Origin of the sequence: Ottowia sp. VDI28 (assembly GCF_049532675.1) — a bacterium.
Lineage (GTDB): Bacteria > Pseudomonadota > Gammaproteobacteria > Burkholderiales > Burkholderiaceae_C > Ottowia.
On the sequence record NZ_CP149820.1, the window covers coordinates 3,644,763 to 3,659,996 of the forward strand.

Sequence of the window (15,234 nt, forward strand, 5' to 3'; positions counted from 1 at the left end):
AACGGTCTCCTCGAATCGTGAACCGTCCGGTAAAACCCGCATTCGCAGCCTCTACGAGGACATAGGGAAAAGCTCCCGGCGGCTCCATGCCCGCTTGCTTGACCAATTGCGGCCATGACCGGAACTCAGCGCGGCATGATGATGTTGCCGCACCCATCTATTCAGACCTCACCATGAAAAAAGCCACCCCGAAGGGTGGCTTTGCGAATCAGCCCAGTTCGGCTAGGCCGCGTCGCCAGACAAGCGGCGGAGCGCTCTCCAGCTCAACCCGGCCATCAGCGCGGCCAGCAAGCCCAGTGCCCACTCACCCAGCGTAGGAATGGGGGCCATCCTTGGTCTGGTGCTGTCAGTCACGGTGACCGAACCCTGGCAAGGATTGGAGCTTCCCGTGCAGCGCGGATCTCCTGCCGTCGCCACCGCGGTGTTGGTGATGTCGGAGGAGCTGGTTTTCTTGACCGTCAAAGCCGCTACCGTTACATTGCTGGCGTTGGCAGCGATGCCCGTGGTTGAAGTACAGCTGACAGAGGTCGTGCTGCCATTGCCAGCCAGCGGCAGTCCCGCGCTGGGGGTGCAGGTGAAGCCCGCCCCTGGGCTGACGGCGGTGACCGTGATGCCACTGGGAATGGTGTCCACCACGGTGGTTGGGTTGGTAGTGGCCACCGGACCGCCGACGTTGCTGGCCGTGATCGTGTAGGTGAACGTATTGCCGTTGACCGCGTGTTGGACGCTGGAGGTCTTGGCTACGGTCAGGTTCAGCGCGGCCGGCAGGTTACCGCAGCTCGACGCACTGGCGGTCACGCTGCCCGTTATCGAAGCCGTGTTGAATGCGCCATTGCCAGCTGAGTCGTTGCACGTCAAGGCTGTCGCCGCGGCACTCGTGGTGTAGGTGATCGTCACCGTATAGGTATGCGATGCACTCTTGTTGATGGTGACTCCGGCATCGCTGACCTGGCCTGAAGGACTGCTCGGATTCAAGGCCGGATTCACTGTGCCGCCCGAGGTCGTCACGGTCCAACTGTTCAACGTGACGCCGGATGCAAAAGCAGGCGTATCACTCAACGTGTAGGTCCCGCTGGCCGAGCCCGTGTTGGCCACGGTCACGATATAGGTGGCCGTCCATTGATTGCCGCTGCCATTCGTAAATTGCGGTGAGGACTTCGTCACGCTGATATCGGGTGCCACGATGGGATCGCTGTCCTCCGCGCTGCAAGGTGTTTGCACCGTGCAGCTTCCGCCGCCCGTCACGCTCGCCATGTTCTTCGCCTGGGTACCCGCATCCCCAGTCACGGTGGCGCTCACGGTGAAAGTCACCGAACTGTTGGCATTCACTGTGACGTTGGTGCAGCCCGCAGGCGTACAGGTACCGCTGCTGTTCGCCGCGATGCTGTTGATCGTCAGCCCGGTCGGATTATCGGTCCAACTCACCCCGGTAGCTGCCGCGCCACCTGTGTTCTGGATGGTGACGGTGTAACTGACAATGTTGCCTTTCACCACCTCGCTGAGATTGTTGGTCTTGCTCACAACCAGACTGGACGGGTTGGTCGGCGTGCTCGAACTCGACGTGTTGTTGGCCATGTTGGGGTCGGCGGTCGTTGAGCTCACCGTGGCGGTGTTGTTCAGATTGCCCGTCGCGCTGGCGGACAACGTGCCCGTGATGGTGTATTGACGCGTATCACCCGGGTTCAGTGCGCCGAAGTTGCAGGTCACCGTAGAACTGCCGGAGCAGACACCTCCTGCGCCCGCACCGCCGAACGTCAAGCCTGTCACCGATGCAGGCACCGTGTCGACAGCCGTCGAAGTAGCCGCGGCGGACGGGCCGTTGTTCTGCACCGTGATGTTCCAGGTCACCTGCTGGCCTGGTATGGCCGGATTGGGCGAAGCCTGCGATTTGGTGATCATCAGGTCAGCCGATGGCGTCAACGTGACGGGGTTAGTCGCCGTGTTGTTGCTGGTGTTGGGGTCAGCCGTATCGGCCGGCGGGCTGATCGTCACCGTGTTGGAAATACTGCCCGTTGCGCTGGGATTGATCGTCGCCACCACCGTATAGGTGATCGTGCTGCCCACAGGCATGCTCACCGCGTTGCTGATGTTACCGCTGCCGCTCGCGCTGAACCCGGTAGCCCCGCCCGTGGCCGACGCGGACCAGGTAGCGCTGCTCACCCCAGCCGGGAAATCATCAGCAATGGTCGCATTGGTCACCGCATCGGGGCCGGTATTGGTGGCGGTAATGGTCCATGTCACCGCCTGGCCCGGAATCACCGTGCCCGCCGACGTCTTGGTCACTTGCAGATCCGCCTCACGGTGTGTGTTCGTGATGGTGCAAGTGGTGTTCGGATTGGCACTGGTCAACGTCAACTGGTTCCCGTTCAGGGTACCGCCATTGCAGCTCCAGGCCCCGGGCGTGTATTGGGTTTCCTGGGTGGACTCGCTCAAGGTATAGGTGCCGACAGGCACAATACCGCTGGCCCCGCCCGCGCCGCTGAGCACCACCGGACCGCTGGCCATCAGCCCGAAAGCGCTGGCTTGGGCTTGCCCGACAAGCCGATTGTTCACCGACTTCTGCAACGTCAGAGAGACCGTGGGCGGGACAACCGCTACAGTCGTCGTATTCTCACCTTCGCTGCATTTGGCTCGCGTGTCGGGCCTCAGATTGGGATCGGTATCGCCCGTGACGACAACTTCACTGTTTCGCCACGAGATTGCATACGGCAGCTTCAACTTGCCATTGGTGTCTGCAACACACTGTACCTTGACATTCTGAACCTTCCAGACCTCAGAGCCTTGTCCGCTGAAACCGCCGGCCACATTGCCGGGCAGGGTTGGGCTCGTGAAGCCGGTGCCAAGCGGCGTGTCTCCCGGGAAGTGCGCTACCGAGCAAATGTTTCCGGCAGTTGTCGCGGAGGGATCATTGTTGACTTGTCCAAAAAACAAGCCACCGTTCTCACGTGAAGCACCGGTCGTACCGCTAAGACCCACGACGATATCGACAGTCAACGAATCACCTTCCGTGCAACTGGTCAGTGGAGTTCCGTCCGAGTGATTGAGAACCGTCATTGACGGACTCGCACCGAAGTCGTTGGCCGTGCAGTTCAGGCTTCCACTGAAACGATTACCAACACAAGTTGTATCGGCGGTCGCGGAGGAAGTCGCCGTGATCTGCGCATGCACAGGCAGCGAAAGAGCCATGGAACCAAATGCCAGCGCAACCGCACCCCACCACCGCCCGAAGGCATCGCCAAATCCTTGCAATCGCTTTTCCATCATTGTCTTCCTCGCCCTACGGTCACTCTCACAATGGCGGTGGATATGTCTCTGGCTCAGCCCTGACCTCGGCAGCCAAACTCACGGAGTGAATATCAATCCTTCGCCGAACACGGAACGGACAGGCATAGATAGGCCGGTGATCTGCCTGACCTTCTTGCGCAACCGGCACAGATTCGCTTCGATGCGGTGAAAGCCGCCTTCGGCCTGGGCCACCCCCATGGCCTCGGCCACGGCAAACTTGCTGACCAGATTCCCCTGCGCGGCAGCCAGACAGCCCATCAGCGCTGTCTCGCGGCTGGTGAGAGGCACCACGTCCGCAAACGGCGATACCAATGACCTGCGGGTGCTGTCAAACCGCCAAGGCAAATCGGATGAAAGAGGAAATGCGGTGGATGGTCCGCTCCAGTGCCCCCGGAGCGCGCCAATGGCCGACATGAGCGCCCTTGTCTCGATGGGCTTGGCCAAGTGCATCAATCCTTTGGAAGGCTGCCCCCAGGAGAATTGATCGTGCGATTCATCGGGGGCATCCAGGATGACGACTGGTACGCCTTCCGCCACCAGGCGTTCGGTCAACCTCGCGCTCAACGAACCGGGTTCACCTGCCGCCATGACCACCAGGTCCGCGCTGTCACGCAACAGGCGCAAGCAAAAGCCCTCTGGCGTTGCTTCGGTCCAAACGCGATAGCCTGCTTGCCCCAGACAATCGTATAAATACCGACGCACCGCCAAATCCGCTTCTACTACCGCGATAGTGCTGTCATACTCCACTAGTACATCGGTACTAGGAGCCTGCGCATCCAGCAAGGTTTCGGGGGCATTCATCAGAATGGCTATTGAGAAAATGTGAATTTTTCTCAATTAGATGCACATGGATACAGCTTTTGCTAATCACAATTGCTCACAAGTTCGTCGTAAAACCACTTTGACGTGAAGAAATTCACAGTTTTGCCCGGCGAAATTCCATACCGAATCGAATTTCCGCTCGATACAGCTTGATCTTGTGTTGACGTATGAAAAGCGGCTTCTCTCGTTTCGCCTCGGCCGCTGTAGTACTACGGACCTATCCCTCACGAGTAAGGCTTGGTCCTCATGGCCTTCGAACAGTACAGGTCCAGCACATCGAATCAGCGAACCCCGGTCTGGCATCGGTCAATGACCGATCAAGGATCTGATGCCTGTGCCAAGCCCGATCGTGACTTGGAGGTCCCTGCGTTGAGCACGTTGAGAAGATGGAGCATGAAAGCACGGGATTGCGCAAAGCGGCGCCACGCTGAACAGAGCATGCTTTCTTGCCGTGGCGCTCATTGACCGCAGAATATCTGGCGAGCACTCCATGAAACGAAGCGCAGAAATGAAAGCACAAATGAGAGCGCAAATGAAAATGCCTCGCTACCTTTTAAGTAGCGAGGCATTCAGGAACCACCAGGGTGAATAGTGGCTCCCCGACCTGGGCTCGAACCAGGGACCTACGGATTAACAGTCCGGCGCTCTACCGACTGAGCTATCGGGGAACAAGCCTTGTAGTATAGCCTATTCTTTTGCGCTTTCCGCAGCGCAGCAAAGGAAATGACGGCGAACTTGCAGATTGCCAGAGGAGCGCGATCGCATCGCGCCTCTCGACGTCCAATCGATCGTCTTCATCAACCCGCATCAACCGCCAATGCAAAAAGCCCCGCACTTTCGTGCGAGGCTTTGCTTTATTTGGCTCCCCGACCTGGGCTCGAACCAGGGACCTACGGATTAACAGTCCGGCGCTCTACCGACTGAGCTATCGGGGAAGAGCCTATGATTCTAGCCTAGTTTTTTACAGTTTTTGCCTTCATCCGAAAAGAAGCAAAATTTTGATCGGCCAGCGAACACCTGGAACATCAATTTTGATGCTCCCCACCGTTTTGATCCGCAAGCCTGCTAGAATGCCGAGTTCGACAAGACACTGGAGAGGTGGCAGAGTGGTCGAATGCGCCGGACTCGAAATCCGGTATACGGTTCTCCGTATCGAGGGTTCGAATCCCTCCTTCTCCGCCAGTACAAGAAAAAGCCGCCCCATCAGGCGGCTTTTTTTTGCCCGGAATCCCTTGCCTACTGTAGAGTTGGGTTAAGCAAGGCCAAATACGGCCACTTAAGGACTAAACGGGATGGCCCATGGGATGGCCTACAAAAAATGCCAAAGATTGCGCGTGAACTTGGACCCTTGGAAGTAAGCCGCCTGAAGGTCGAAGGCGAGCACCCCGTGGGTGGTGTGCCAGGGCTCTATCTTCGCATCGATGGCGGATCTCGTGCATGGGTGCTCCGCTATAACGTGGACGGCAAGCGCCGCCGCATGGGGCTCGGCGCCTTCCCCGGTGTTCCGCTGGCCGCGGCGCGCGAACGTGCTCGCAAGGAGCGCGCCCTCCTCGATCTCGGTCACGACCCGATTGCCGAACGTCTGGCCGGCCGCGAGCGCCAGATTCAGAAACGCGCCATGACCTTCAAGGTGGCCATGGAAAAATGCATCGACAGCAAATCGGCTGAATGGTCGAATGCGAAGCATGCGCAGCAGTGGACCAACACCCTGACGACCTACGCCCTACCCTCCATCGGCGAGATGAGCGTTGCCGATATCACGACAGATGACATCCTGAAAGTCCTGCAACCGATCTGGACCACCAAGACCGAGACTGCCACACGGGTGCGCCAGCGGATTGAAACGATCCTCGACTGGGCCACTGTCCTCAAGAAGCGGAGTGGCGACAACCCCGCTCGCTGGGGCGGTCACCTTGAGGTGCTCTTGGCGAGGCCATCGAAGGTAACCAACGTCGTGCACCACAAGGCCGTGCCCTACGCCGAATCCCCCGATGCATTCAGGCGGATCTCCGCCACGCACGGTAACGGCGGCCGGGCCTTGATGTTCCAGATTCTCACTGCTGTACGCTCGGGCGAAGCGCGCGGAGCGCTTTGGTCGGAAATCGACGATCAGAGCGCCATGTGGATACTGCCAGCCGATCGAATGAAGGGCCGGCGTGAGCACCGCGTGCCGCTCTCAAGCCAGGCGATTGCCCTGCTGATGGCCCAGCCGCGTATCGCCGGCACGGACTTGATTTTTCCTTCGCTGAAAAAGAAGCCCCTTTCCGACATGACCCTCTCTGCCGTCATGAAGCGTTTGAGCATCGAGGGTGTGCCCCACGGGTTCAGATCATCCTTCAAGGACTGGGCGACGGAGGTAGCTCATGCGCCGACCGAGCTTTCCGAAATGGCCCTTGCTCACGTGATCGAATCAAAAACGGAGGCGGCCTACCGCCGCGGGGATCTGCTTGCACGCCGCGCCAAGCTCATGCAGCAGTGGGCAGACTATGTGGCTCCGGTTGGCAAATAGAAGCTATCCTTTAGGATTCCGGCTTCTGATCTGAGGCGTGAATGTGCAATAGGTACGTGACCCCCGAAGAACGTGAGATTGAAGACCTCTGGCACGTCGGCCGACACAACCCTGACCGTTGGTGGGACAAGGATGTGTTCCCCCGCGGCCGTGGCGCGTTCATCCGTCGCGCCAAGGACGACGTCGGCTACTCGCGCGAGCTGGCGGCTGGCCAATGGGGCCTGATTCCCTGGTTCGCCAAAACGGCGAAGCTGACCTACTCCACGAACAATGCCCGATCCGAGGAGCTGGAGGCCAAGGCCACCTACCGGCAGCCGTGGGCGCGCGGCCAGCGATGCATCATTCCAGCAACTGCTTTCGACGAACCGAACTGGGAGACGGGCAAGAACATCTGGTGGCGCTTCCGGCGCGCCGATGGGTTGCCGTGGGGCTTGGCGGGGCTCTGGAACATCTGGACCGACAAGGCGACAGGTGAGCAGCATGAGAGCTACACCATGCTCACAGTGAACGCCGACACCCACCCGATCATGAGCCGAATGCACAAGCCAGATCCGCGCCTTGGCCCTGATGAACAAGATAAGCGTAGCGTGATCGCCATCGAGTTGGAAAACGTAGACCTGTGGCTCACCGGCACGATTGAGCAGGTCAAGCCTCTCCTCCGGCCTCCTGTCATGGAGGTCCTAGACGCCGGCCCAGCCTGATCAGTTGCTTTACATTCGCAGCCTCAATATACTGGATAGCCATACAGTATTTTATGAGGTTGCCCCATGCATCCACCCATCTTCCTTGACGGGCCGGGATCTGATTTGCCGAGCGCTGGCCAAGCTGTGCTCGATCTGCATCAGCGCCTGCTTTCACGCTTCTCCACGCAAAAAGCGCTGGATGAAGCCTATGTCGAAGCGCTCGAAGCCGCTGAGAACGACGATGAGTTCGGCATCAGGGAACGGCAGCCGACAAGATTCGAGAACGCATTCCGCGAGCTGGCCGCGCAAGTCCACCTTCAGCGCAGGTTGCCCGCAAATGCCGAGTTCCTTTATGAGATCCCCTGAGAGCGCATATGCCAAACGCCCCTATGCGCAGCAACCCGTTCGACTACGGTTCTCACGAAACCGAAAAGCCGTTTCATCAGTACCTATTGGGCAGCGAAGAGGACGGGTCTTCATTTTTGCCAGAAGCCACCCTGGAAATTTTGGATACAACGCACGACGTAGAGTTTGTCCACCCGCGCTATGGACGCGTGCGGGCCACGTATCGCTGCGCGTCTTACAAGCACTACAAGAATCGCTTTTACCGCTGGAGCCTCGAGTCTGCCGAGCAACTTGATCCAGACGCCCCCCGCCCGAAAATCGGCCAGAGCGGCAATCCGGAAATTCGTTTCTATGCCTTTGGTGAACCTGTGAAGCAATGGCCAAGATCTTCCGGCTGACCTCCGATTGCCTTGTGTGGCTGATCAGGTGCGTCTGCTCTCAGGCGGAAACTCCAGCGTACCCACCCCAGCGGCCGGCTTGGACGAAAGCCAGTACACCCACAGCCCTTTCATCCACGCCAGCGCATAGAGCACGCTGACGACGAAGATGCCCCACTGCCCAGCCTCCCAGCTCGCATAGAACCAGAACGGCTGCCCCAGCATGCCGAATACCGGCGCCCACCGGCGGGCGCTATCGGTTCGGGCCTGGGACAGCCAGGCCGCCAGGGCACCCAGCAGAGCAATGGCGATCTGATCGAAAGACATACAGGAATAATACTGTATGTTTAACCAGTATTCAACTTGTGGCGGGAGCGGCTTCGCGGGCCACTTCTGCAGAGAAAGCTGTGATGCGCTGGCCCAGAATGTCGGAAAGCTGCCCCATGAGTTCCGCCTGAGCCTGCAGGCGACCCTGCTCTTTGACGGGTAGCGTTGGAAAGATAGGGTTGTCCAAGATGAACGCGCAGAGCTTGGCAACGCGGTCGTCGTTCTCTGCCTTCTCGGCGACCACGCGCTGCTGGTGCGGAGGTAAGTTCGCACCAGGCGCCGGAGAGCTTGCGACAAGCTCCGATGGACACATCGCTGCCAGGACGCACATAATGCCGTTGGCAATCGCCCCCGCCTTGGAAGGCTCATCCGCCACCCGAGAGGCCGCGCCAGACACCAAGGCATATTCCAGCTGCTCGCGCCGGGTTGACTGTCGGTATTCCTTGCTGGTTGCAGTCTTTTCAGCTGTCTCGGCCTTGGCGGCTTGACCCTTCTGGAAAGGCATCCATGTGCAATAGTTGCCGGCGGGACGATCCGCGGCGTCTGGATCCTGAACGAGCAGCACGCTGGTGCGCGAGTGCGGGACTCCGTCGGCATCGAGTACGGTGAGGTTTAAGCATGTATCGCTCCAGACGCGGGCGATGATGGCAGCCAGTGGTTGGCCATCGCTGGCACGGGCGAATCCAGATTCCCCGGTAAGCTGCGACGGGTAAAACCAAACAACACGGCCAACGGTAGGTTTGATGGTGGGAGAATTCACGGGGATCCTTCAGTGGTGCCGGCATCCGGCCGGCGCGGTTTGATGAAACATGGGAAGGGGAGGAAAATGCAGGCCATGGCAGACGCAAGCACATTCCAAATTGACGTGTACCGCGCGAGAGTTGAGCGATATGCCGCCGAGGTGGACAGATATCGCTTAGTGGCTGAGAAGGCGGGATACGGAAAAGACCACCCCCTGGTGCAGGCGCTCATGGAGCAAGCGAAAGCGGAGAGCATTGATCTGCCCGAAGCTCCAACTTTTGAGCCGCCAGAACTTCCGAATCTGCCTGTGCTTGCAATACCGCGCATAGAAATCCCCGATCCAAGCATCACGGCACCTGAAATTCCGAAGGTCTGACAGGGATCACTGGCCAGGCCTCGGTGAAGGCTCGGACATCAGACGCGTGGCCTGTAGCTTTCGTTGCCACCTCTCCATATCTTCGGCGGCAGTCGTCGTATACGGTACCGAGGGTAGTGGCGTACTCAAGGACGGAGGCGGGGGAGCGTCAGCGAGTCGGCGGGCGGCATCTGCGGCTTGACTGCGCAGGCCGTCAGAAACAGCGTTGAGATGGTCAATGTCGTAGCGCAGGCGCGCTTCACGTGTGCGGGCAGCATTGATGGCTCCTTGGTATTTGGCGTTGACGGCTTTCTCCGCGGTGCGGGTGGCCTTCTGGGCTTGCGCGAGGTCGGCGGCATGCTTGGCTTCCAAGGCCGCGATCTGGCCGCCCAGGCGCCAGTTCTGGGTTTGCCAAGCGCCGGTAGCAGCTATGGCTGCGCCGAGCAGTGCGGCAGCGACGTGGGTATAGATCACAGCCGCGCCCTCCACTCCTGCAGGCGCTCGCGCAGCGCGCTCCGGCGCCATGCGCCGCGCACTCGATTGCGGATCTCCCAGACCGCCATGAGCATGGCACCGCCGAGTTGGACGGCCCAATACTTGGCCTGCTCCAGCAGCTTCATTTCCGCACCGCGTTGTAGATCATGATGATCAGCGCCATCAGGACGATCGCCACGATGGCCCAGCCTTCAGGCGTGAGCGCCAGGAACATCAGCACCTTGAACCAGGGCGGCATATAGGCGCCGCTGGCCAGGGCCGAAACCGGCAGAATTGCGATCAGGAAGGTAAGAAAGATGGCTTTCATCAACGTCTCCAGAACATGAGGAAATCCAGCGCGCGGCGCCACCAGGGAGCGGGGGCGGGCGCTGGTGCGGAAACCGAGATCTCAGGAGTGACGGAAGGCTCGGCCACCACGGCGGGCGGAGCATCTGGCGTCTCGGGCATTGGTTGCGCGGCCATGCAGTCTTCGTAGCGCTTCAGCTGGCGCGTCCACGAGCCCATGCACACCTTGTTGCCCGGATAGGAGCAATCCTGTTTCCAGGCGCCCTTGACCAGCACGAGACCAGGGCCGGGCCCTTGGCGGCCGGCGTTCATCAGCTTGTAGGCCAGATAGGCTTTGCAGGCGCCAACGTAGTCGCCCGCCACGGTCTTGGCTCGGATGCTGGATGCATTGAAGGCGCCGCAGCCGTATTGGCCTGCAAAGTCCACCGCGATATCAAATTCAGCTTGGCTGACCAAGGTGTCCCCAAGGCTATCTCGGACACATTGACCGTAGGTGCGCTCCAGCTCCCCCAGCGCCAGATCCTTGGCCCGCTCCCTGCTGATTGGAGGGTCGGTCATCGTGACGCGAGTGCCGTCCTCGTAGTGGGTGCTGCCGTAGCCGATGGTTGGCACGTCGCCTTTGGTCGGAATGTAGGGTGGCGAGCTGAAGCCCTCAACCCCCATCCACGCCAAGCCCGCGGTGATCGAAACGACCAGGATTCGGGCCGGCATGCGCGAACGGCCATCACTCGCCATCGGCCCCACCTTTCGGCTTGATCCAGCCGAAGCGCTCGAATGCCGGGCGCCAGATCTTCTTCCAGAACCACTCGCTGATGAGCAAGGCCGAGTAGAAGAACGCCGCCGCAGCAGCAGCCTTCTCCCAGGAGGTGATGCCGAACGCCACCCAGACGCTGATGAGTTTTGCCATAGGGATGCTGATTTGGGTTCGGTCTTCCATGTCAAGCTTCCTTCCATGCCTTGGCCGACCAGCCGATGGCCACCACCGCCACGCGATCACCTTCTTTCGGCGACTTCAGGGCAATCTCCAGCTTGAAGCCGTAGCTTCGGATGCGCGCGAAATCGCGGCCAAGCACGCTCACGCGTTCAATGCTTTTGAAGTGATAGGCGTCCCCGCAGCGCAGGAGGAAGTGTCCAGATTGGCCGGTACTGATAGCGAGGCTGCCGCTGATCAGATCGATAGGCCCGTTGACAGCCGCCCCCAGATCCAGCGCCAGCTTCGTCGCCCGGTTTCGCAGGCCTACCCAGACATAGCGGGCCCAGCGGCTCCGCGGGTGATGCCCTTTGGCGTAATAGGCGTCGCCGTCATAGAAAGGGGTGTCATAGGTCACCTGCAGGCAATCAACCAGCGGATCCCAGTTCAGCACGTCGTGGTAGTCGACCCAGACGCCCTCGCCTGCACTCGCATACCTGATGAACTCCGGATGATTTGCGGGTACCCAGACTCCGCCGGAATCACCGTTCAACGAGATGTTGTTGTCCCAAGCCGAAAACGGCGGCGGCAGCTTGTTGGCCGATCGCGGCACGAACGGTATGACCATGGCCATGACAATCGGCGCCGACAGATCGAAGAAGCGAATCTTCCAGTCGGACACCAGCGCCCGCCACATGCACGACCATGCGAACGCTTTATCCGCCTCTGGCACATCGGGGAGTGCGTCTATGGCCTTCCTGACGGCCCTATGTCCGAGCGCGTCATAGACCAGCATGACAGCCAGCGCCACCCCAGCAGAAGCGCCAGCCCATGCAAGGAATGTTGCGAAGAATGACGCGAGTTCGGTTTTCATGAACCCGGAGTTTTCCGGGCCGGGCTCTATACGTCGAACCCTATACGGGGGTGCTCAGGCGAGCGGGCCGAAAAGCTCCAGCCGCGACAGCTTGCCGGCGGTGCTGACAGTTATCGCATTGGAAAGCGATGCACTGATCTGGTCCCCCACCGACAGGATTGCCATACATGTGACTTGGTTATAGAGCCCCGTCGATGCAGCGCTGACGGCCATTGCTGTTCCATTTAAATGAATCCGCACGTCGGTGGATGTCCCCAGGGACCCGTTCCTTAGAAAGGCGCCCATAAAGTACAGGCCAGCCCTTTCAATGACAGCAGCATTCAATGAGGGAGTCCAGATGCTGTCCGAGTCGACGTCGATCACGTCATAAGGAATATTCGTGGCGGACCCCACTGCGACGTTGGTGCCGCGATATACCAACATGTGCCCGAGCGGCTTCCTTGCGCCAGATCGGGGATTGAGGTCACCGAACATGGTGACCTCCTTGAAAGCCAGTCAGTTGCTCGCCAGCTCCTGCACGCTGAGAAGTGACGCCATGACATTCCCGCCGAAATATGACGAAACGGTCGATGAACGGTTTAGGTACGCAGCCCCGCTCGAAACGCCCCAACGCGTGAGAATGGTGATCGGCGCACCTCCATCTGCTGGCAACGATGCCTCCAGGCTGATCGATTGGTTTGAATTGAATACCGTGGTTGTCGCGAAGAACGCATTGAGTTCCCCACTCCTGAACAAGGCGAAGCGAACGCCAGCCCCGGTTACGGTGGTCACTCCAAACGGAATGAATAGGCCCACGCGCAGCGTGCTGTCCGGCCGCCGCGGCGTGATGCTGATCGAATAGTCGATCAGTGAATCCCCGTCGGATGACGTCGGAACCGTAGAAATGCCCAGGGTGACGCTTGAGGTGGTGGCGGTGCCGGGGATTCTCTTTTGAATGTGCTGCAGCACGGCCCCGCTGCCCTGGAATAGCCCTCGCGGATTTAGCTCGCCAAACATGCGAGCCTCCGTCGATGGACTTGACGTTTTGCCTTGCAGGGGTTACCCCCCGCAAACAAGAGACCATCTATGCGAAGGACTGCCCCAGCCACAAGAGTGTTACTCGTACCGCCGGGATGCAGCGACACCGATACAACATCTTGCGGCTGCAAGATGAGAGCGACAGAGAGGGATTTCCAGTAGTTGGCCAGAGTCTCTACATAGTCATTCAAGCTATTTACCACCAAGGAGCCTGTCACCGTGCCTGAGTTCGTGGTCATATAGCCAAAAAATCGAAAGCTATAGAGTCCGTAATGTGGCGCCACAAAGGAGCTGCCTCGCCACCCAGGTAGAGCGCCCTGCCCTGTCAAGCTGATCGGGGAATACTGGTTCGCGGTCAGCGATTGATTGCTTGCGGACACCAGTTGAATGGAACTCGACCGAACCCGGCTAGAAGTTCTTGGGCTCATATCTCCGAACATCAGAAATCCCCTCCTTCCCCGAAGGCATCAATCACCTTGCCCGATGCCGGCGTGGTGAGCGGAGCAATCTTGATCGTGGTGCCGGCTGCGAGGTTCAGGACGCGGTTGCCGTAGGCGTCATAGCTGGCAAAGGGCAGCAGCGCCGAGCGCAGCACGTCCACACTCGCTACGGTCCCGTTGTTGCCAGAGTTGGCGGGGACAGGGACCGTGCTGATGAGCCGGTCGGTACCGGCGCCGCCCACGTTGATGAACACCTGGACATTGTTGGCAGCGGAGTCGGTGCTGGCCAGGTTGAACGACTTCAGCACGGAGTCGTTCGCGCCAGCCGTGAACACCGTCACCTTGGCCGTGCCGTTGGCGTTCGTGAGGGTGCCGTCCAGGTTCTTGACGGCCTGGAGGAATGGAGAAGTAGTGGTCTTGGCCATGGTTAGAGCAACGCCCCGCCAGGATTGAAGATGAGACCCATATCAGCGCCAGAGCCGCCTGCAGGGTTGTCGATCGGCACCCAGGCCACGCCGTCCCATTCCCAGGTAGCGCCGCCGGCGGTGTGGGTGTCTCCGACCGTGGGGGAAGAAGGGAAGTCGATCATGATGTGGCCACCCGAACTACCGCGAAGCTGATGCTGAGGGCCTCCGATAGAGACCCAGCAGAGATGTTCGTCATGCGAATCACAAACGAATCGGCCACCGAGATCGGCACATCTATCCTGTAGTTGAGACCGCCGCCGCTGTGGGTCGTAACATAAACCACGTCGTCCGAATCAACCGCGGTATTGTTGACGGTGAAAGACACTGTGGCGCCAGCAGCTAGTGCGGCGTTGTGTGTGGTAATTGTTCCGGATGGCTCGTTGATCGAGACAGTGTTGTTCTTGCTGACGGTCTGAGTGACCGTGCCGCCCGCACCGGTTGTGTAGCCTATGGCGCCGCTACTTGAGAGTCCCGACCCGGCTGGGCCTGTCGCTCCGGTTGCTCCAGTGGCGCCCGTCGCCCCTGTACTCCCGGTGGCCCCCATCGGCCCGGTTTTCCCTTGCTTCCCGACCACGCCGACCCACTGCGTTGAATCCGCGTCCTCATAGAGGATGTACATCTGCCCGTTCGAGCTGTTGAACCACAAGTCTTTGGCCGTGGCTCCAACAGGCGGTGTATCGCTGACGAACGCCCGTGCCGGCGTGCTCGGCAGCGAATCGCTACCGGGCAACTCCGCTGGCTGTCCACCAATCAGGACAAGGGGGCGCCGTTCAGCCATCTCAGGCCAGCGTAACGGGAACGCCCCGCTCGAAGTTGATCGCGGTCGCGCTCGTGGCAACGCCAATCTGCTGCACCACGTTACCGGTGGCGCTTGGAACAGTAGAGCCGCCGGCACCGGCGGTGGTCTGCAAGAACACGTTGCCGGCAGTCTGTCCGGTGACCTGCGTATTTGTGCCCTCGAAATAGACGGTAGCGTTCCCGGCGCTGGCTACGGCCGCCAGGACGAAGCCGTGCGCATCCTTGCCAGCCACGGTCGCGTCTGCCTTGCGCACCTTCGCGGTGCCGGTGTCATTCCAGACGTTCACGAAGTCACCAGCGGCCAAGGCCTCTGAGGCGACGATGACCGCCGTGTCGGCGCCGATACCTACAGGCATCATGGAACTATCGATTCGACCGCTATCGTCCAGCGCCACGATATCACCCGCGTTGCCTGCGCCAGCGCTGGTTTGGATACCGAACACCTCGGTAATCACCCCAGAGACAAGGCGGAGAAGTTTTTTTGCAGCCATGAGGCCTCCTATG

The 15,234-nt window shown here is 59.9% G+C and carries 21 protein-coding genes and 3 tRNA genes; 6 read left to right on the forward strand and 18 right to left on the reverse strand.

All coding sequences use genetic code 11. The features are described 5' to 3' along the window. Nucleotides 1-222: 222 nt before the first annotated feature. The 4 genes from WJU18_RS17210 to WJU18_RS17225 all read right to left on the reverse strand — a co-directional run bounded on the left by WJU18_RS17210 (nucleotide 223) and on the right by WJU18_RS17225 (nucleotide 5,042). The gene (locus WJU18_RS17210) at nucleotides 223-3,249 is read right to left on the reverse strand and encodes an IPTL-CTERM sorting domain-containing protein (protein WP_423454206.1); all 3,027 of its coding nucleotides are present in this window, start codon (nucleotides 3,247-3,249) and stop codon (nucleotides 223-225) included. 93 nt (nucleotides 3,250-3,342) lie between these two features. Continuing rightward, nucleotides 3,343-4,086 carry a response regulator transcription factor gene (locus tag WJU18_RS17215; protein ID WP_423454208.1) on the reverse strand — a complete coding sequence of 248 codons (744 nt, stop codon included), beginning with the start codon at nucleotides 4,084-4,086 and terminating at the stop codon, nucleotides 3,343-3,345. A 613-nt stretch (nucleotides 4,087-4,699) separates the two neighbouring features. Continuing rightward, nucleotides 4,700-4,775, reverse strand: a tRNA-Asn gene (locus tag WJU18_RS17220). Nucleotides 4,776-4,966: 191 nt separating this feature from the next. Next, nucleotides 4,967-5,042 (reverse strand) — tRNA-Asn (locus WJU18_RS17225). 157 nt (nucleotides 5,043-5,199) lie between these two features. On the opposite strand from WJU18_RS17225, the gene WJU18_RS17230 reads away from it, so the two are divergent. The 5 genes from WJU18_RS17230 to WJU18_RS17250 all read left to right on the forward strand — a co-directional run bounded on the left by WJU18_RS17230 (nucleotide 5,200) and on the right by WJU18_RS17250 (nucleotide 8,042). Then, nucleotides 5,200-5,289, forward strand: a tRNA-Ser gene (locus WJU18_RS17230). A gap of 166 nt (nucleotides 5,290-5,455) precedes the next feature. Then, on the forward strand, nucleotides 5,456-6,616 hold the full coding sequence (locus WJU18_RS17235) for a tyrosine-type recombinase/integrase (protein WP_423454210.1): 1,161 nt from the start codon (nucleotides 5,456-5,458) through the stop codon (nucleotides 6,614-6,616). A gap of 41 nt (nucleotides 6,617-6,657) precedes the next feature. Continuing rightward, complete coding sequence (locus WJU18_RS17240; protein WP_423454212.1) at nucleotides 6,658-7,317, forward strand: SOS response-associated peptidase; 660 nt, start codon at nucleotides 6,658-6,660, stop codon at nucleotides 7,315-7,317. 66 nt (nucleotides 7,318-7,383) lie between these two features. Next, nucleotides 7,384-7,665, forward strand: a complete 282-nt coding sequence (locus WJU18_RS17245; protein WP_423454214.1) for a hypothetical protein — start codon at nucleotides 7,384-7,386, stop codon at nucleotides 7,663-7,665. Nucleotides 7,666-7,673: 8 nt separating this feature from the next. Then, the gene (locus WJU18_RS17250; protein ID WP_423454216.1) at nucleotides 7,674-8,042 is read left to right on the forward strand and encodes a hypothetical protein; all 369 of its coding nucleotides are present in this window, start codon (nucleotides 7,674-7,676) and stop codon (nucleotides 8,040-8,042) included. Between the two features lie 24 nt (nucleotides 8,043-8,066). On the opposite strand, the gene WJU18_RS17255 is transcribed toward WJU18_RS17250, so the two are convergent. Beyond that, a complete protein-coding gene (locus WJU18_RS17255; protein ID WP_423454218.1) occupies nucleotides 8,067-8,348 on the reverse strand; it encodes a hypothetical protein in 282 nt (93 codons plus the stop codon). Between the two features lie 31 nt (nucleotides 8,349-8,379). After that, a complete protein-coding gene (locus tag WJU18_RS17260) occupies nucleotides 8,380-9,108 on the reverse strand; it encodes a crAss001_48 related protein (RefSeq protein ID WP_423454220.1) in 729 nt (242 codons plus the stop codon). Nucleotides 9,109-9,183: 75 nt separating this feature from the next. Here WJU18_RS17260 and WJU18_RS17265 point away from each other — a divergent pair, with 75 nt between their 5' ends. After that, nucleotides 9,184-9,465, forward strand: a complete 282-nt coding sequence (locus WJU18_RS17265; RefSeq protein WP_423454222.1) for a hypothetical protein — start codon at nucleotides 9,184-9,186, stop codon at nucleotides 9,463-9,465. A 6-nt stretch (nucleotides 9,466-9,471) separates the two neighbouring features. On the opposite strand, the gene WJU18_RS17270 is transcribed toward WJU18_RS17265, so the two are convergent. From WJU18_RS17270 to WJU18_RS17325, 12 genes are all read right to left on the reverse strand, one after another. Then, the gene (locus tag WJU18_RS17270) at nucleotides 9,472-9,918 is read right to left on the reverse strand and encodes a hypothetical protein (protein WP_423454224.1); all 447 of its coding nucleotides are present in this window, start codon (nucleotides 9,916-9,918) and stop codon (nucleotides 9,472-9,474) included. Beyond that, nucleotides 9,915-10,064, reverse strand: coding sequence for a hypothetical protein (locus WJU18_RS17275; protein ID WP_423454226.1), 150 nt, complete (start codon nucleotides 10,062-10,064; stop codon nucleotides 9,915-9,917). The genes WJU18_RS17270 and WJU18_RS17275 overlap by 4 nt, the downstream gene beginning before the upstream one ends. Further along, complete coding sequence (locus tag WJU18_RS17280) at nucleotides 10,061-10,246, reverse strand: hypothetical protein (protein ID WP_423454228.1); 186 nt, start codon at nucleotides 10,244-10,246, stop codon at nucleotides 10,061-10,063. Before WJU18_RS17280 ends, WJU18_RS17275 begins: the two co-directional genes overlap by 4 nt. Continuing rightward, the gene (locus WJU18_RS17285; RefSeq protein ID WP_423454230.1) at nucleotides 10,246-10,935 is read right to left on the reverse strand and encodes a glycoside hydrolase family protein; all 690 of its coding nucleotides are present in this window, start codon (nucleotides 10,933-10,935) and stop codon (nucleotides 10,246-10,248) included. The genes WJU18_RS17280 and WJU18_RS17285 overlap by 1 nt, the downstream gene beginning before the upstream one ends. A gap of 13 nt (nucleotides 10,936-10,948) precedes the next feature. After that, entirely contained in the window at nucleotides 10,949-11,161 is a 213-nt protein-coding gene (locus tag WJU18_RS17290; protein ID WP_423454232.1) for a hypothetical protein, read from the reverse strand. A gap of 1 nt (nucleotide 11,162) precedes the next feature. Next, nucleotides 11,163-12,008 carry a hypothetical protein gene (locus WJU18_RS17295; protein ID WP_423454234.1) on the reverse strand — a complete coding sequence of 282 codons (846 nt, stop codon included), beginning with the start codon at nucleotides 12,006-12,008 and terminating at the stop codon, nucleotides 11,163-11,165. Between the two features lie 54 nt (nucleotides 12,009-12,062). Then, nucleotides 12,063-12,482, reverse strand: a complete 420-nt coding sequence (locus WJU18_RS17300; RefSeq protein WP_423454236.1) for a hypothetical protein — start codon at nucleotides 12,480-12,482, stop codon at nucleotides 12,063-12,065. Between the two features lie 21 nt (nucleotides 12,483-12,503). Beyond that, entirely contained in the window at nucleotides 12,504-12,956 is a 453-nt protein-coding gene (locus WJU18_RS17305; RefSeq protein ID WP_423454237.1) for a hypothetical protein, read from the reverse strand. A gap of 508 nt (nucleotides 12,957-13,464) precedes the next feature. Beyond that, the gene (locus WJU18_RS17310) at nucleotides 13,465-13,890 is read right to left on the reverse strand and encodes a hypothetical protein (RefSeq protein WP_423454239.1); all 426 of its coding nucleotides are present in this window, start codon (nucleotides 13,888-13,890) and stop codon (nucleotides 13,465-13,467) included. Nucleotides 13,891-13,892: 2 nt separating this feature from the next. Then, nucleotides 13,893-14,054 carry a hypothetical protein gene (locus tag WJU18_RS17315; RefSeq protein ID WP_423454241.1) on the reverse strand — a complete coding sequence of 54 codons (162 nt, stop codon included), beginning with the start codon at nucleotides 14,052-14,054 and terminating at the stop codon, nucleotides 13,893-13,895. Continuing rightward, entirely contained in the window at nucleotides 14,051-14,770 is a 720-nt protein-coding gene (locus WJU18_RS17320; protein WP_423454243.1) for a hypothetical protein, read from the reverse strand. The genes WJU18_RS17315 and WJU18_RS17320 overlap by 4 nt, the downstream gene beginning before the upstream one ends. Beyond that, nucleotides 14,712-15,221 (reverse strand): hypothetical protein, encoded by a 510-nt coding sequence (locus tag WJU18_RS17325; RefSeq protein WP_423454245.1) that lies wholly within the window; start codon nucleotides 15,219-15,221, stop codon nucleotides 14,712-14,714. Before WJU18_RS17325 ends, WJU18_RS17320 begins: the two co-directional genes overlap by 59 nt. Between the last annotated feature and the right edge of the window lie 13 nt (nucleotides 15,222-15,234).

Excerpts from the sequence above, each read along its gene's own strand:
- WJU18_RS17215 (WP_423454208.1), bottom strand. The coding sequence starts at position 4,086 with ATGAATGCCCCCGAAACCTTGCTGGATGCGCAGGCTCCTAGTACCGAT.
- WJU18_RS17240 (WP_423454212.1), top strand. The coding sequence starts at position 6,658 with ATGTGCAATAGGTACGTGACCCCCGAAGAACGTGAGATTGAAGACCTC.
- WJU18_RS17245 (WP_423454214.1), top strand. The coding sequence starts at position 7,384 with ATGCATCCACCCATCTTCCTTGACGGGCCGGGATCTGATTTGCCGAGC.
- WJU18_RS17250 (WP_423454216.1), top strand. The coding sequence starts at position 7,674 with ATGCCAAACGCCCCTATGCGCAGCAACCCGTTCGACTACGGTTCTCAC.
- WJU18_RS17255 (WP_423454218.1), bottom strand. The coding sequence starts at position 8,348 with ATGTCTTTCGATCAGATCGCCATTGCTCTGCTGGGTGCCCTGGCGGCC.
- WJU18_RS17265 (WP_423454222.1), top strand. The coding sequence starts at position 9,184 with ATGGCAGACGCAAGCACATTCCAAATTGACGTGTACCGCGCGAGAGTT.
- WJU18_RS17275 (WP_423454226.1), bottom strand. The coding sequence starts at position 10,064 with ATGAAGCTGCTGGAGCAGGCCAAGTATTGGGCCGTCCAACTCGGCGGT.
- WJU18_RS17280 (WP_423454228.1), bottom strand. The coding sequence starts at position 10,246 with ATGAAAGCCATCTTTCTTACCTTCCTGATCGCAATTCTGCCGGTTTCG.
- WJU18_RS17285 (WP_423454230.1), bottom strand. The coding sequence starts at position 10,935 with ATGCCGGCCCGAATCCTGGTCGTTTCGATCACCGCGGGCTTGGCGTGG.
- WJU18_RS17290 (WP_423454232.1), bottom strand. The coding sequence starts at position 11,161 with ATGGAAGACCGAACCCAAATCAGCATCCCTATGGCAAAACTCATCAGC.
- WJU18_RS17295 (WP_423454234.1), bottom strand. The coding sequence starts at position 12,008 with ATGAAAACCGAACTCGCGTCATTCTTCGCAACATTCCTTGCATGGGCT.
- WJU18_RS17300 (WP_423454236.1), bottom strand. The coding sequence starts at position 12,482 with ATGTTCGGTGACCTCAATCCCCGATCTGGCGCAAGGAAGCCGCTCGGG.
- WJU18_RS17310 (WP_423454239.1), bottom strand. The coding sequence starts at position 13,890 with ATGGCCAAGACCACTACTTCTCCATTCCTCCAGGCCGTCAAGAACCTG.
- WJU18_RS17315 (WP_423454241.1), bottom strand. The coding sequence starts at position 14,054 with ATGATCGACTTCCCTTCTTCCCCCACGGTCGGAGACACCCACACCGCC.
- WJU18_RS17325 (WP_423454245.1), bottom strand. The coding sequence starts at position 15,221 with ATGGCTGCAAAAAAACTTCTCCGCCTTGTCTCTGGGGTGATTACCGAG.